Origin of the sequence: Nitrobacter sp. NHB1 (genome assembly GCF_036964665.1) — a bacterium.
Lineage (GTDB): Bacteria > Pseudomonadota > Alphaproteobacteria > Rhizobiales > Xanthobacteraceae > Nitrobacter.
Genome location: NZ_JBAMDA010000001.1, coordinates 1,472,107 through 1,486,117 on the forward strand (window position 1 = coordinate 1,472,107; position 14,011 = coordinate 1,486,117).

Annotated in this window: 16 protein-coding genes; 10 read left to right on the forward strand and 6 right to left on the reverse strand. The window is 64.6% G+C overall.

What is annotated here, in order from left to right:
* Positions 1-85: 85 nt before the first annotated feature.
* Genes V4R08_RS06935 through fliL form a run of 4 tightly spaced genes read right to left on the reverse strand, consistent with a single transcriptional unit; the run spans position 86 to position 3,020 of the window.
* A complete protein-coding gene (locus V4R08_RS06935) occupies positions 86-880 on the reverse strand; it encodes a MotE family protein (RefSeq protein WP_335578673.1) in 795 nt (264 codons plus the stop codon).
* Complete coding sequence (locus V4R08_RS06940) at positions 877-1,311, reverse strand: DUF6468 domain-containing protein (RefSeq protein WP_335578674.1); 435 nt, start codon at positions 1,309-1,311, stop codon at positions 877-879. The genes V4R08_RS06935 and V4R08_RS06940 overlap by 4 nt, the downstream gene beginning before the upstream one ends.
* Positions 1,308-2,513: a flagellar motor switch protein FliM gene (gene fliM / locus V4R08_RS06945; protein WP_335578675.1), complete on the reverse strand. Its 1,206-nt coding sequence runs from the start codon at positions 2,511-2,513 to the stop codon at positions 1,308-1,310. The genes V4R08_RS06940 and fliM overlap by 4 nt, the downstream gene beginning before the upstream one ends.
* A gap of 12 nt (positions 2,514-2,525) precedes the next feature.
* Positions 2,526-3,020 carry a flagellar basal body-associated protein FliL gene (gene fliL, locus V4R08_RS06950; protein ID WP_335580204.1) on the reverse strand — a complete coding sequence of 165 codons (495 nt, stop codon included), beginning with the start codon at positions 3,018-3,020 and terminating at the stop codon, positions 2,526-2,528.
* 368 nt (positions 3,021-3,388) lie between these two features.
* Here fliL and flgF point away from each other — a divergent pair, with 368 nt between their 5' ends.
* From flgF to V4R08_RS06980, 6 genes are all read left to right on the forward strand, one after another.
* Positions 3,389-4,156 (forward strand): flagellar basal-body rod protein FlgF, encoded by a 768-nt coding sequence (gene flgF, locus V4R08_RS06955; protein WP_335578676.1) that lies wholly within the window; start codon positions 3,389-3,391, stop codon positions 4,154-4,156.
* Positions 4,157-4,168: 12 nt separating this feature from the next.
* Positions 4,169-4,957, forward strand: a complete 789-nt coding sequence (gene flgG, locus V4R08_RS06960; RefSeq protein ID WP_335578677.1) for a flagellar basal-body rod protein FlgG — start codon at positions 4,169-4,171, stop codon at positions 4,955-4,957.
* A gap of 107 nt (positions 4,958-5,064) precedes the next feature.
* Positions 5,065-6,171 (forward strand): flagellar basal body P-ring formation chaperone FlgA, encoded by a 1,107-nt coding sequence (gene flgA / locus V4R08_RS06965; RefSeq protein WP_335578678.1) that lies wholly within the window; start codon positions 5,065-5,067, stop codon positions 6,169-6,171.
* A 5-nt stretch (positions 6,172-6,176) separates the two neighbouring features.
* Positions 6,177-6,935, forward strand: a complete 759-nt coding sequence (gene flgH, locus V4R08_RS06970) for a flagellar basal body L-ring protein FlgH (protein ID WP_335578679.1) — start codon at positions 6,177-6,179, stop codon at positions 6,933-6,935.
* A 250-nt stretch (positions 6,936-7,185) separates the two neighbouring features.
* On the forward strand, positions 7,186-7,470 hold the full coding sequence (locus tag V4R08_RS06975; RefSeq protein WP_335578680.1) for a hypothetical protein: 285 nt from the start codon (positions 7,186-7,188) through the stop codon (positions 7,468-7,470).
* 265 nt (positions 7,471-7,735) lie between these two features.
* Positions 7,736-9,610: a patatin-like phospholipase family protein gene (locus tag V4R08_RS06980; protein WP_335578681.1), complete on the forward strand. Its 1,875-nt coding sequence runs from the start codon at positions 7,736-7,738 to the stop codon at positions 9,608-9,610.
* A 30-nt stretch (positions 9,611-9,640) separates the two neighbouring features.
* On the opposite strand, the gene dksA is transcribed toward V4R08_RS06980, so the two are convergent.
* Both dksA and V4R08_RS06990 read right to left on the reverse strand, forming a co-directional pair.
* Entirely contained in the window at positions 9,641-10,006 is a 366-nt protein-coding gene (dksA, locus tag V4R08_RS06985) for an RNA polymerase-binding protein DksA (RefSeq protein WP_292618427.1), read from the reverse strand.
* Between the two features lie 423 nt (positions 10,007-10,429).
* Positions 10,430-10,843: a flagellar assembly protein FliX gene (locus V4R08_RS06990; RefSeq protein ID WP_335578682.1), complete on the reverse strand. Its 414-nt coding sequence runs from the start codon at positions 10,841-10,843 to the stop codon at positions 10,430-10,432.
* Between the two features lie 336 nt (positions 10,844-11,179).
* Here V4R08_RS06990 and V4R08_RS06995 point away from each other — a divergent pair, with 336 nt between their 5' ends.
* From V4R08_RS06995 to V4R08_RS07010, 4 genes are all read left to right on the forward strand, one after another.
* Positions 11,180-12,304 carry a flagellar basal body P-ring protein FlgI gene (locus V4R08_RS06995; RefSeq protein ID WP_335578683.1) on the forward strand — a complete coding sequence of 375 codons (1,125 nt, stop codon included), beginning with the start codon at positions 11,180-11,182 and terminating at the stop codon, positions 12,302-12,304.
* 5 nt (positions 12,305-12,309) lie between these two features.
* Complete coding sequence (gene flgJ, locus V4R08_RS07000; RefSeq protein ID WP_335580205.1) at positions 12,310-12,714, forward strand: flagellar assembly peptidoglycan hydrolase FlgJ; 405 nt, start codon at positions 12,310-12,312, stop codon at positions 12,712-12,714.
* Entirely contained in the window at positions 12,711-13,202 is a 492-nt protein-coding gene (locus V4R08_RS07005; RefSeq protein WP_335578684.1) for a hypothetical protein, read from the forward strand. The genes flgJ and V4R08_RS07005 overlap by 4 nt, the downstream gene beginning before the upstream one ends.
* A 400-nt stretch (positions 13,203-13,602) precedes the next feature.
* Positions 13,603-13,968 (forward strand): hypothetical protein, encoded by a 366-nt coding sequence (locus V4R08_RS07010; RefSeq protein ID WP_335578685.1) that lies wholly within the window; start codon positions 13,603-13,605, stop codon positions 13,966-13,968.
* Positions 13,969-14,011: the final 43 nt, after the last annotated feature.

Genomic DNA, 14,011 nt, shown 5'->3' on the forward strand with positions numbered 1-14,011 from the left:
GAGTCAACCCGGCGACCGGACGCGCGGGCGCCGATCGGATCCCACTCTAGAATTTCGGCATTAAGGACTTGTTAAACAACGATTATCAGTTGTGAGTTTGCGGCGTCGGCTTGCCCTCGATCTTCGGAAGATCGGCGGCGGCGGTGGTGGTGTCGCCGCTGGCACGGCGCGCCAGTTCGACCGTCAGCCGTTCGGCCGCCTCGGGCGACATCTTGCCGAGAATCTCCGACATCTTGCGCGGCGCGATCTTCGAGGCGATCTCGAACAGCACCGACATTTCCAGGCGGTCGAACACCTTGGCTGCGTCCTTCGGCTTCATGTTCTCGTAGGTCGTCACGAGACCCTTGAAGCGGGCGGCCTCGGCCTCGTTCTTCTGCTCGGTCGCGGTTGCGATCCGCGCCTCGATGCCCTTCATCTCCTCGACGCGACCGTCGAGACGCTTTTCGGCCGACTTCAAGAGGCTCTCGCGAATGTCGATTTCCCGAGCGCGCGCTTCGAGTTCCTGCCGACGGCTCTGAAGCCGCTCGAGGATCGCGCGCTCGGAAGGCGACACCGACTGCCCCGGCTCGGGGATGGTGATCGCGCCCGCTTTCGCTACTTCGGGCGCCCCCGGTTTGGACTCTTCCTTCTTCGCCTCACTGGCGTCGTCCTTCTTCGATTCGTCTTTCTTCGCCTCGACCGATCCGGTGATGTCGCCGGCATCGCGAGTTCCGCCCGGAAAGTTCAGGTTCTCCTGAGCCCATGACAGTCCGGTCGAACTCGGCTTGTCATCGAAGACGTAGCCGCTGTCGATCACGAGCCCCGCGATCTTGAGCACCGCGAGGCCGAAGATCGCGACCATTACGACCGGAATGACCCGGATGTCCCTGAAAGCATTCATGCAGCGAGGCCGCTGGCCCTCTTCCGTTCGGAAAATGCTCGCGCCGCGGCTGCGACCGAGCGGGCATCGCTGGTCACGGCCTCCGGTTCCGGAGCCGTCGCCGGACGCGCCGCGAGCGCGATCCTGGTCAGCCGTCGCATCAGCGCATCGCCCTCCGCCAGTTGCTTCGCCAGCTGTCGCGACAACCCGGTGGCGGCCTCGATCTGGTTGCCGAGATTGTCGTTGACGTCACGCACGGTGTGCTTCAGCCCGCCGATGGCGCGCTCGGCGATCTCCGTCGCCGTGATCAGTTCGCCGATGGTCGCCTTCAGCGACTGTTCGTCCGCCCTCAGCCGCTTCAACCGCTTGTTCAGCAGCATGCAGTAACCGAGTGTCAGGACGAGAAGAACCGCGACAAGGCTCTCGACCGCTAGTCCGAAAGAGTGGTTCATTGGGCCTCCATCATCTTGGTCTGTTCGTCCGCTCTCTCGAACATGGCGAAGGTCGTGTTCGGTTTGCGCAATTGCCTCGACACGCGAATGGCGACGCGGTCGCCGACGCGGCCCATGCGGCCTTCGGTCAGCGTGACGTTGCCGCACCGCACCGCCACCGATGCGTCGGGGCGCATGTCCAGCGGCAGGGTGTCGCCGACCTTCAGGGCCATGAGTTGCTTGAGCGGGATTTCGGCCTCGTACAGCACCGCGTCGACGGCGATCTGCGCCTGCGCGATCTCGGTGGCGAGGTGGCTCTCCCAGATCAAATCGCGGCCGAACTTTTCGCCCATGAACATCTGCAACAGGACGTTGCGGATCGGCTCGATGGTGGCGTAGGGAAGCAGCAGTTCGATATAGCCGCCGCGGTCTTCCATATCGATCCGCAGGCGGACCAGGATGGCGGCGTTGGCCGGGCGGGTGATCGCCGCGAAACGCGGATTGGTCTCGAGCCGGTCGATCGAGAACGTCACCGGCGACAGCGGCCGGAACGCCTGCTCGGCGTCGGCCAGCACGACCTCGACCAGCCGCTTCACCAGATTGGTTTCGATCGTGGTATAGGGCCGGCCTTCGATCCGGAGCGAGGTCTGGCCACGCCGGCCGCCGAGCAGCACATCGATCATGGAGTAGATCAGGCTGGAATCGACCATCGCCAGCCCGAAGTTCTCCCACTCCTCGGCCTTGAACACGCTCAACACCGCGGGCAAGGGAATCGAGTTCATGTAGTCGCCGAAGCGGACCGAGGTGATGCGGTCGAGCGAGACCTCGACGTTGTCGGAGGTGAAATTGCGCAACGACGTCGTCATCAGCCGCACCAGGCGGTCGAACACGATCTCCAGCATCGGCAGGCGTTCATACGACACCATCGCCGAGTCGATGATCGCCCGGATGCCGGAATTATCGTCGACGTTGATCTCGCCGACGCTGAAGCCGAGCAGGCTGTCGATTTCCTCCTGCGACAGGACCCGTTCGCCGCCGTTCTTGCCGCTGCCGAAATTGCGGCCGCCGTCGTCGACCATGGCGGCCCACTGTTCCGCCATTGTCTCAGTGAGTTCATTGGCGGCGGCGGACTTCGCCGCCTCGGCGGGATCCTCGGAGTCGAGCGAGGCTTCCCACTGGGCTGCGATTGCATCCTGGTCGAGCTGATCGTTATCGTCCGCCATGATCCCGCCCTCTCACTGGATGACGACTTCCTTGAACAGCACGGCATTGACATGGCCGGGCGAGATCGCCGTGTTGACCCGCTTGGTCAGTTCTTCCTTCAGGCGGAACAGGCCGGCGGAGCCGTTAAGATCGCTGGGGCGCAGTTCGCGCATATAGGTCTGAAAGAGATCGGTAACCCGCGGCAGCGCCGGCTTGATCGTCTCAACCTGCGACTCGTCCTTGACCTCGAGAACGACCTTCACTTTCAGGTATTGCACCCGCTCGCCGGGCGCCCCGACCAGATTGACCAGCATTTCCGGGACATCGACAAAGGCCGGCGGCTTCAGCGGCGGAGCTTCCGCATGGCTTTCGTCGCCGTGATGACGGAAAAAGAAGAACCAGGTGCCGGCGCCGCCAACCAGGCAAAGGACCGCGACGGCCGCGACGATCAGCTTGAGCCTGCTTTTGCGAACCGGCGGCGCGTCGCCCTCGGCTGCGGCTTTTCCGGCCTGATCGTTCTCTGCCATCGTCAGTTCGCCCGTCACCAGGGTCGGTCCGATGCCGCCAGGCAGGCTGGATACGCGAAACAAATGCCGCCGGCGCCCCCGTGCCCCGTTGGCGTTAACACTAGATACGCAATGGTTAATGGAACCTTTCTTTTAACCATCAACTAGGAAGATTTTGCCGGGCCGGTATGGTCAACAGGACCTTAATTGCCGCCTTCTCCGACCCGACTCATTTTCATAACATACTGAAAATATACATATTTTAGACTTGGCACGGCTTTCGCTACTCCCTTGGCGAACCGCGGGCTTGGGAGAGCCTTTGAGGTTCGAAACGATCCGCCGGCGGCCTGGGAGGGCCTTCACGCGGGTCCTCAAGGGGAGAACCACCGATGGAGAATACGCTCCTCATCGGACTGTCGCGGCAGATGATGCTCGAACGGCAGATGGATGTCGTTGCGAACAACGTCGCGAACGTCAACACCAACGGCTACAAGGCCGATCGCTCGCTGTTCGAGGAATACCTGATGCCGGGCGCGCACGAAGACAACTTCGTCGGCCGCGACCGCCGCCTGAGCTTCGTCCAGGACCGCGCCACCTTCCACGACTTCGCCGGAGGTCCGACCGAGCAGACCAAGAACCCCCTCGATGTCGCCATCGACGGCAAGGCCTTCCTGGTGGTGCAGACGCCGAACGGCGAACGCTACACCCGCGACGGCGGACTGCAGATCAATGCGCAGGGACAACTGGTGACGGCATCGGGCAATCCGGTGCTCGGCTCCAATGGCCCGATCACGTTCCAGCAGACCGATCACGACATCACGATTTCCGAAGACGGCACCGTGACCGTGCTCGAAGGCGTCAACAACGCCGCCGACTCGATCCGCGGCAAGCTGCGGCTGGTCTCCTTCACGCAGGCGCAGAAGCTGCTCAAGGAAGGCTCCAACCTCTACGCCGCAGGCGAAGGCAACTTCGCCCGGCCGGATACCAAGGCGCGGATCCACCAGGGATTCATCGAAAAATCCAACGTCAATGCGGTGACCGAGATGAGCCGCATGGTCGAGGTGTCCCGCGCCTACACCCAGATGGCGACGCTGCTGCAACAGCAAAGCGACCTGCAAAAATCGGCTATCGAAAAACTCGCCGACGTTCCGGCATAAGGAAACCAGATTATGCGCGCACTTTATACCGCGGCGACCGGAATGGCGGCCCAGGAATTGAACGTTCAGGTCATCTCCAACAACATCGCGAACCTGCGTACCACCGGCTACAAGAAGCAGCGGGCCGCGTTTCAGGACCTGATCTACGACCACGTCCGCCGCGTCGGCGCGCAGGCCTCCGATCAGGGCACCATCCTGCCGGTGGGCATCGATCTCGGCGGCGGCGTCAAGACCGTCGGCACGCCACGGCTGATGAGTCAGGGCACGCTGTCGCAGACCGGCAACGATCTCGACATCGCCATCCGCGGCGAAGGCTTCTTCAAGATCCAGATGCCGGACGGCACCTACCAGTACACCCGCGACGGTACGTTCCAGATGGACAATCAGGGCCGCATCGTCAACGCGCAGGGCAATCCGGTGCAGCCCACGATCACGATCCCGCAAAATTCCGCAGGCATCACCATCAACGCGCAGGGCCAGGTTTCGGTGACGACGCCGGGGCAGACCACCCCGACCGTGCTTGGCCAGATCGGCCTGACCCGCTTCGTCAACAAGGCCGGCCTGCAACCGGTCGGCGACAACAACTTCACCGAGACGCCCGCCTCCGGTCCGCCGCAGGACGGCGTCGCCAACATCGACGGCTACGGCGACATGCAGCAGTCGAGCCTTGAGCAGGCCAACGTCGAGGTGGTCTCCGAAATCTCCGATCTGATCGCCGCGCAGCGCGCCTACGAGATGAACGCCAAGGTCATCAGCGCCGCCGATCAGATGCTGCAATCCGCATCCGCGCTGTTCCGCTAGAGTCTGATTCAACTGCGTTGAACCAGACTCTGATCTTTTTAATTGAGCATGATCCTCTCCGAAAACCGGTTTCCACTTTTCGGGATCATGCTCCAAGGAGGCTGACCATGGCCGTCCGTTCGCTTTTCGTCGCCGCCGCGCTGCTGGCGGTTTCCGTCCCGGCGCTGGCTGCGAACGGTGCGGCCCCGCCCCGCGTTGTCCTGGCGAGCGCGATCCAGAGCGCGGCCGCCATTCCGGTCCCTGTGCTGCGCGCCAACGTCAACGTCACAAGCGAGGTAGTGCGGATCGGCGATGTCATCGACAACGCCGGCGTCGCTGCACAGATCGCGATCTACCGCGCGCCCGATCCCGGCACCACCGGCACCCTGCCGGCCGCCCAGGTGCTCAACGCGCTGCGCGCCCATCAGGTGATCGGCGTCGATACTCACGGCATCCGCACCATCGCGGTGACGCGGCTCGCGCGTACCATCGATGCCGACGACATCGAACTGCAGATCGCCGTCGCGCTCGAGCACCGCCACGGGCTCGGCGACGCCAAGGACCTGTCGCTCACCTTCGACAAGGACCTTCGGACAGTCCATCTCGATGCGACGAACAACGGCGCCATCAACCCGGTCGTGACACGGTTCGACCCGCGCAACGGACGCTTCGACGTCACGCTCGAGGTCGGCAGCGACTCCGGCGCCGCGCCGGCCCGTCTCCGCTTCACCGGCACCGCCGTCGAGACCGTCGAGGCCGCGGTGCTGGCCCGCGACGTCGAGCGCAACACGCTGCTGAAATTCTCCGATGTCGTGATGGAGCGCCGGCCCAAGGCCGAGGTCGGCAACGATGCCGCGAGCCGCGACCGTGTCATCGGGATGCAGGTGCGGCGGCAGATGCGCGCCGGTCAGGCGCTGCGCAGCACCGACCTGACCAAGCCGGATCTGGTGCAACGCGACGAGGCCGTGACCCTGATCTACCAGGCTGCGGGAATCTATCTCACCGTGCGCGGCAAGGCGACCGAAGCCGGCACCGAGGGCGACGTCGTCAGCGTCCTCAACCTGCAATCGAAACGCACCGTATCCGGCGTCGTGGTCGGACGCGGCCAGGTGTCGGTTTCTCCGGTCGCGCCGATCGTCCCGCGCAGGCTGGCGAGCGCCGCGCCAGCCGCCGACTCCGCATCCGCCCCGACCCCGACCAGCGACAGCGTGCCTGTATCTCCAAAATCCGAGTAACGTTCATGTTGAAGTCCGCGAACATCAACCGCATCGTTCTGACCGGCACGTTGCTGGCGGCCGCCGGCCTCGCCAGCGGTTGCTCGTCCATCGATCGCCTCTCGCAAATCGGCGAACGGCCAAAACTGACCGCGATCGACAATCCGACGACGCAGCCTGGCTACAAGCCCGTGCAGATGCCGATGCCGAAGCCGGAGACGGCGTCGTACAACGCCAACTCGCTGTGGCGGAACGGCTCGCGCGCGTTCTTCAAGGATCAGCGCGCCTCGCGGGTCGGCGACCTCCTGACCGTCACCGTGAATTTCACCGACAAGGCCAACATCGCCAACGAGACCCAGCGCAGCCGCACCAACAAGGAAGACTCCGGCATCACCGATTTCGCCGGCTCCAAGCTGATGGGCGTGACCGCGCAGAAAGTGCTGCCCGGCCGGCTGCTGACCGCCGACTCCACCGCCTCGAGCGACGGCAAAGGCTCGGTGCAGCGCCAGGAAAACCTGCAGACCAGCGTCGCCGCCGTGGTGACCCAGGTGCTGCCGAACGGCAACCTCGTGGTCGAAGGCAGGCAGGAAATCCGCGTCAACTTGGAAATCCGCGAACTGATCGTCGCAGGCATCGTGCGGCCCGAGGATATCCAGAGCGACAACACCATCGACTCCAGCAAGATCGCGCAGGCCCGCATCTCCTACGGCGGCCGCGGCCAGATCAGCGACGTCCAGCAGCCACGCTACGGTCAGCAGGTCATGGACGTGCTGCTACCGTTCTAGCTCTTTACCAGCTCCCCGCCGTGTCGCGAACCTTAAGCGCGAGACGGTGACTCCCCGGCGATGCCACGCGTCGTCCGGTGTTGCGGCCTCCGGCAGCTCCCCTGCCGGGGGCCGTGTCTATTTGCGGAAAGATCAGGCATCGTTCAAACGGACAATCAACGAAATTTAATGAAACCGGCCTGCACGCTGCGACTTGGATGGATATATATATTTACGTGAGATTTCGCACTGAAGACCGCCGGAGCGTCCAATGACTTTCGCCATCCGCATCCTGATCATCCTTGCCATTTGCCTGAGCGTGATTCCGGACGTGGCACAGGCGCGCCACCGCAGAGGTCATGGGCACGGGCAGATGCCTTCAGCGCCATTCGTGACGCCGGCGCCGTCACCGCGCCTTAATACCGGCGTGACGAACCAGCCGGGCGTGCCGAACACATCGCGGCCCGGCACCATCGGCACCGGCGCTGTGCCAAGCGGCCTGAGGGGCGACAGCCCCACCATGCCCGGATTCCCCGGCAAGGTCGGCCGCGACTGAAGCGGTTCTCAACTACTCCTGAACCAGCCCGATGGCCTCGGCGTGATGCGCGGGCTTCGCTGTTCGCAGAACGGCGTCGCTTCCGCTCGCCTATGTATGGCCCGCGCATCCGACTTCTTTCGGAACTGATGGATTGCCGGGTCAAGCCCCGGCAATGACGATGCGCTGCGGCAAGAATTCCGTTCATCGACCGGCGTTCTGAATTATGCTTGATGCTTGACCGGATTGAACTCGCGACGGCGCGTGCAGACAAGGAGTTGCGGTTTTGACGCCGGAAACCGATCCCGATCTTCAGCAACGCGACGCGCTGCTCCAGACCGTCCTTCGCAGCTACTTTGCGTCCGCCAGCGCCGGGATCCTGCGCACCATCCAGTCCGAGGCCGAATATGTCCATCTCGCCTCCGGCATGACCCTGCTGCACCAGGGCGACATCAGCGACGACGTGTACCTGGTCGTGTCCGGGCGGCTGCAAGCCTTTTCCGAAACCGAATCCGGTGTACGGAAAATTCTGGGCGAGATCGGGCGCGGCGAGACCGTCGGCGAGCTTGCGCTGCTCACCGGCGAGCCGCGCTCGGCGACGGTGGTGGCGGTGCGCGATACCCTGCTGGTCAAAGTGACGCGCGCGACGATCGAGCGCGCGATCATGCAGGATCCCAAAATCGAAATGTCGATGATGCGGACCGTGATCCGGCGATTCCGCCATCACGAGCGCGAGCGCCAGGCGCCGTTGGTGCCGGTGAACATCTGCATCCTGCCGGTCACGTCCGGGCTGGATTCCGCTGATTTCGCGCAAAGCCTGCGCGACGCGCAAGCCGCAGAGGCAAGGCCGGTGACAGTAGTTACCGCCGATGACATCGCCGAGCGCTTCGGCACCACTCCGGCCCACCCGGCCGGACGGCGCCACGATGCGCTTGCCGGCTATATCGACGAGATCGAGGCCCGAAGCCGCGCGGTGTATCTCGCAGCCGACGGCCACAACACCGCATGGACCCGTTTCTGCCTGCGCCATGCCGACGAGATCCTGCTGCTTGCCGACGCCGGTCGCGAGCCCGACCGGTCCGCCGTCGAGCGGGCCTGCCTGTCGCCGGCAGCACCCCTCTCGATCGCGCGGCAGACGCTGGTCCTGCTGCACAAGGCCGATACGACGAGTCCAACCGGCACGGCGCGATGGCTGGATGTGCGGCCGGCCGCGCGGCACTTTCACATTCGTCCGCAGTTGCAGAGCGACATGCGTCGCATCGCTCGCATCGTCTCCGGACGCGGCATCGGGCTCGTGCTGTCGGGCGGCGGTGCGCGCGGCTTCGCCCATGTCGGGGTCATCAAGGCGCTGGAAGAAGCCGGCATTCCCGTCGACATGCTCGGCGGCAGCTCGATCGGCGCGGTGATGGGCATGGTGCTGGCGCTCGGACGCAGCGCGGACGAGGTCGCAGCCGCCGTCCGCAAGGCGTTCCCCCTGCATCCGACGGGCAACGTGACCGGCGACTACAACTTCATCCCGCTGGTGTCGCTGATCAAGGGCGCGCGTTCGCGCAGCGCGACGGCGCAGGCCGTGCGCGATGCCACCGGCCAGGATGCGGTCGACAGCGAGGATTGCTGGACCACCTTCTTCACGATGGCGTCGGACTTCTCGACCGGCCGCGAAGCCGTGCTGCTGCGCGGCGACCTTGTCCGCAACGTCGGCGCAAGCTACGCGATCCCCGGCGCACTGCCGCCGGTGTTCGTCGGCGGCCACATGATGTACGACGGCGGCACGTTCAATAATTTTCCGGTCGATGTGATGGCGCAGCTCGGCGCCGGCCGCATCATCGGCGTCGATCTCTCGGTCGACCGCGAGCAGGTGTTCGACATCGACGGCGTGCCGGGAGTGCTCGCCTTGCTGCGCGACAAGCTCAGGCCGCGCGCGAAGCGACGCTACCCTCTGCCGAGCGTGCCGGAGACGCTGCTGCGGTCGTCCTTCATCACCTCGCTTTCGAAGCAGAAGGCGATGGGACAGTTCACCGACCTGTTGTTCCGGCCGCGCATCGCCGAAGGTCGCCTGCTGGACTGGAGTCGTTTCGAGGAAGTGGTCGCCGCCGGCTACAGCCAGGCGAGGCAGGTGCTGGCCGGCCTGACCGACGAGCAGCGGGAGACGTTCCAATAGCGAGGCGTGAAATCCGGCTTTCCGCCGGTGCTACTCGTCCCGATAGATCTTTTCGCGCTTCTCGTGACGCTCCTGGGCCTCGACCGAGAGCGTCGCGATCGGACGGGCCTCAAGCCGCTTCAGCGAGATCGGCTCGCCGGTTTCCTCGCAATAGCCGTAGGTGTTGTCCTCGATCCGCTGCAAGGCGGCGTCGATCTTGGAAATCAGCTTGCGCTGCCGGTCGCGGGCCCGCAGTTCGATGGCGCGGTCTGTTTCTGAGGACGCGCGATCCGCGAGATCGGGATGATTGACGTTTTCTTCCTGAAGCGTCTGCAGCGTGACCTTCGATTCCCGGAGGATTTCGTCCTTCCATGCCAGCAGCTTGGCGCGGAAATACTCACGCTGGCGCTCATTCATGAACGGCTCTTTGTCGGAGGGCCTGTAATTCTTCAATTTTTCAAAATGCATTCCATAGCCCGTGCAAGGCGCCGGACGGTCCGGCTGCGGCGGAGCTTATATAGCGGCCGTCTGTGACAAACAATATCGCAGCGCCGAAAGACGCGGCCCCGACAGTTCGGGCGATGGAAATCCAGCCATTTATAGCCCTGCCCGGCCAGAAACCGGTCGATCCCGGACCGGAACCGGCCGGCCCGCAACCGCCGCGATAGCGTTTTCGAGCGAAGCACGTCCTCGGGCTTGACCCGGGGACGGGTACCGGTTCGCGTCAAGAAAACGCGTCAAAATAAAAGGCGCCCGATGGCGAGGGGAACCTTCAACTCGGCCCGTTCCGCCGGAGCAGATCGAGGCAGGCTTCTCCGGCCCCGGCGCGCCTTGCGGCTCTCAGTATTGCCCGGCTTTGGCGAGTTCGACCTCGACCCGCAATTCGATCTCCGACAGCACCTCATCGAGACCGGCATCGCCAGAGGACGATTTCAGATCGGCGGCGGCGGCGCGCAGCCGCGTCACCGTCGAGGAGTCGAAATTACCGGACAGCAGGCCGATCTTGAGATCGTCGAGCACGTCGAGCGCGCCCCTGCCGCGCTTCACCGAGCGCTTGCGCCGTTCCACCGGATCTTCCTCGACACCCTGCAACGCCAGCAGCGCATCGAGGTTCGCGGTGGCCTTCGGCGCGGTGGCGGCCCGGTTTTCCGTGGTCGCGGTCAACTCCGGCAGGGAAAATTCGCTTCCACCGGTCCGCCGCGCGGCGGTGGCTGGCGTCGCCTGCGTCGTGCCGTTCGCTCCATAAATTCGCATCGCCGCCTCTCACCGATTTGTGATGGTCACGAACCGCGTCACGCCGGTTCGGGCGCCTGGCCGCCCGCCGCCGGACGGAATGCCGCGCCGGATGATCAGCACGGGAACCGTGGACCGTTATGGTTAACGAAGCGTGAACGCCCGGCAAAAATTGCCGATGACGGCAACTTCGCCGCTCCCTCTCGCCGGCAGAGATCGGCCCGCCGCATCAATACTCCAACGATCTCAATATTATAGGCGAGAGGCCGCGATGGCACGGCCCTCGCATGGTTAACGGCGGATGACCGTCATGGGAGTGGCGGCCAGCCGGACCGAACCCTCAGCGGGGAGCAGAGGATGCCTGGCGTTGGTATTTCAAGGATCGTCCGGATCGCCGTCGCGGCGCTTGTCGCGCTGGCGCCGCTGATGACGCCTGCGCACGCGACCTCGCGGATCAAGGATCTCGCGAACATCGAAGGCGTGCGGCAAAACCAGTTGATCGGCTACGGCCTCGTGGTCGGCCTCAACGGCACCGGCGACACCCTCAACAACATCCCCTTCACCAAGCAGTCGCTGCAGGCGATGCTGGAACGCATGGGCGTCAACATTCGCGGCGCCACCATCCGCACCGGCAACGTCGCCGCCGTCATGGTGACCGGCAACCTGCCGGCCTTCGCCACCCAGGGCACCCGCATGGACGTCACGGTGTCGGCGATGGGCGACGCCAAGAGCCTGCAAGGCGGCACCCTGCTGGTCACGCCGCTGCTCGGCGCCGACAGCAATGTCTATGCGGTGGCGCAGGGCTCGCTCGCGATCGGCGGCTTTTCCGCCGAAGGCGCCGCCGCCAGCGTCACCAAGGGGGTGCCGACCAACGGGCGCATCGCCAACGGCGCCATCGTCGAACGCGAGATCGAGTTCGCGCTGAACAAGATGCCGAACGTTCGGCTGGCGTTGCGCAACAGCGATTTCACCACCGCCAAGCGCATCGCCGCCGCGGTCAACGATTTCCTCGGCACCAAGACCGCCGAGCCGATCGATCCGTCCACCGTCCAACTCTCCATCCCGGCGGAATTCAAGGGCAACGTCGTCGCGCTCCTGACCGAAATCGAACAGTTGCAGGTCGAGCCGGACATTGCGGCAAAGATCATCATCGACGAGCGCTCCGGCATCATCGTGATGGGGCGCGATGTCCGCGTCGCCACCGTCGCGGTGGCGCAAGGCAACCTCACCGTATCCATCTCCGAGAGTCCGCAGGTCAGCCAGCCCAATCCGCTGTCGCGCGGACGCACGGTGGTGACGCCGCGCACCGCCGTCGGCGTGACCGAGGACGGCAAGAAGCTCGCGCTGGTCAAGAACGGCGTCTCGCTTCAAGGGCTGGTCGACGGACTCAACGGCCTCGGCATCGGGCCGCGCGACCTGATCGGCATTCTGCAGGCGATCAAGGCGGCCGGCGCGATCGAAGCCGACATCGAGGTGATGTAATGCAAATGCAGCCCCAGATCGACGGCAACCTGATCGCGAGCGCCTATCCCAGCATCCCGCGCAAGGCGATGATGCCGATGCCGAACGGCCGCCCCGATCCGCAGCTCGCGCAGGCGCTGGAAAAAGTTTCTCCGCAGGTGGTTCAGAAAGCCAGGGCGACCTCGCAGGATTTCGAGGCGATGTTCCTCAATTCGATGTTCTCGCAGATGACCACGGGCCTGAAGGGCGAAGGCCCGTTCGGCGACACGCCGGGCACCGGAGTATGGCGCTCGATGCTCACCGAGCAGTATTCCAAATCGTTCGCCAAGGCCGGCGGCGTCGGCGTGTCCGACGCGGTGTTCCGCACCCTCATCATGCAACAGGCGAACCAGACCCAGGCGAACCAGCCGGCTCCGAAGGAGACCCCATGACGGCGACCCCACATGCGCAACAGCCGTCCCCCGCCCCGCCGCCCGCCGCGACGCCGGCGGACGCACGCAAACTCGCCGACGACATGCTCGACACCATGAATGCGCTGCTCGCCGTCATCGAGCGCGAAACCGAACTGGTGCGCGCCGGCAAGATTCGCGAGGGCATGGCGCTCGAGAAACAGAAGAGCGAACTGTCGCGCCGCTACGCCGCCGCCATCAGCCATTTCAAGAGCAGTCAGGCCTACATGACGCAAGCCACGCCCGAGCTGCTCACCGCCCTGCAACGCCACCACGACACGTTCCGCGCGATCCTCCAGGTGAACCTGACGGTGCTCGCGACCGCGCACGCGGTCTCCGAAGGCATCGTGCGCGGCGTCAGCGCCGAGGCGCAGCGCCGCACCATGCCGCAGACCTATACGGCAAACGGCCAGCGCAGCACGCCGCCGCGCCAGCACACGATCCCGATCGCGGTGAGCCGGTCGCTGTAGCGCGTTTTCACGTTCGAACGAAAACCTCCCGATCATCGTCATTGCCGGGCATAGCCGTTCGAAGAACGGCGTCGCTTCCGCTTGCCTACGCCCGGCAATCCATCATTTTTTGAAGGGAGATGGGTGCGCGGGTCAAGCCCGCGCATGACGCCGGAGGTCGCGCAGATTCCGCGTGGTCGAGAATGGCATCCTGACTAGCCGATATTTTTTGTCTTGCAAGACTCCAGATCGCCGCTTGGGCTGCCCTGCCCTCGTGCATTCGTATCCATTTGATTCAAATTGCCGCGTCGCCGGCAGCACGGTGTTGAACACGTTTTCTAACGTGGCGTTGAGAGACGGGCGTTAGGCTTGCGGCCTAAAGGGGGTTGGGATTTGACTCGAAGGGAGCCTGGAGGCGACCATGGGCACGGATTTCAGCATCAAACCGGTCGGGGCGCCGGTCGCGACACCAATCGTTCAGCCGGCGGGCAGCGCCGCTGGCGATGCCGTCGCGACTCAACTTCCGCCGAGCCAGAGCGTCACGGCGGCGGACGTAAGCGCGCGCATCCGTAACGATCCGCAGGCCTCGGGCGATACGCTGTCCCGTCAAGTGGTCGTCGATCGCGACGCCGCCTCGGTCGTCTACCAGGTAGTCGACAACCGGACGAGTCTCGTCGTCAAGCAGTTCCCCGACGAGGCGATGCTGCGGCGGCGCGCCTATTTCCGCGCGCTCGATCTTGTGAAGGCCGAGCGCGCGCAGGACCCCGCGACCGATCGGCAGGCGTAACCGCGCGCGCCTTATTGGTCGCATTTCCTTACGGTGAACCGAT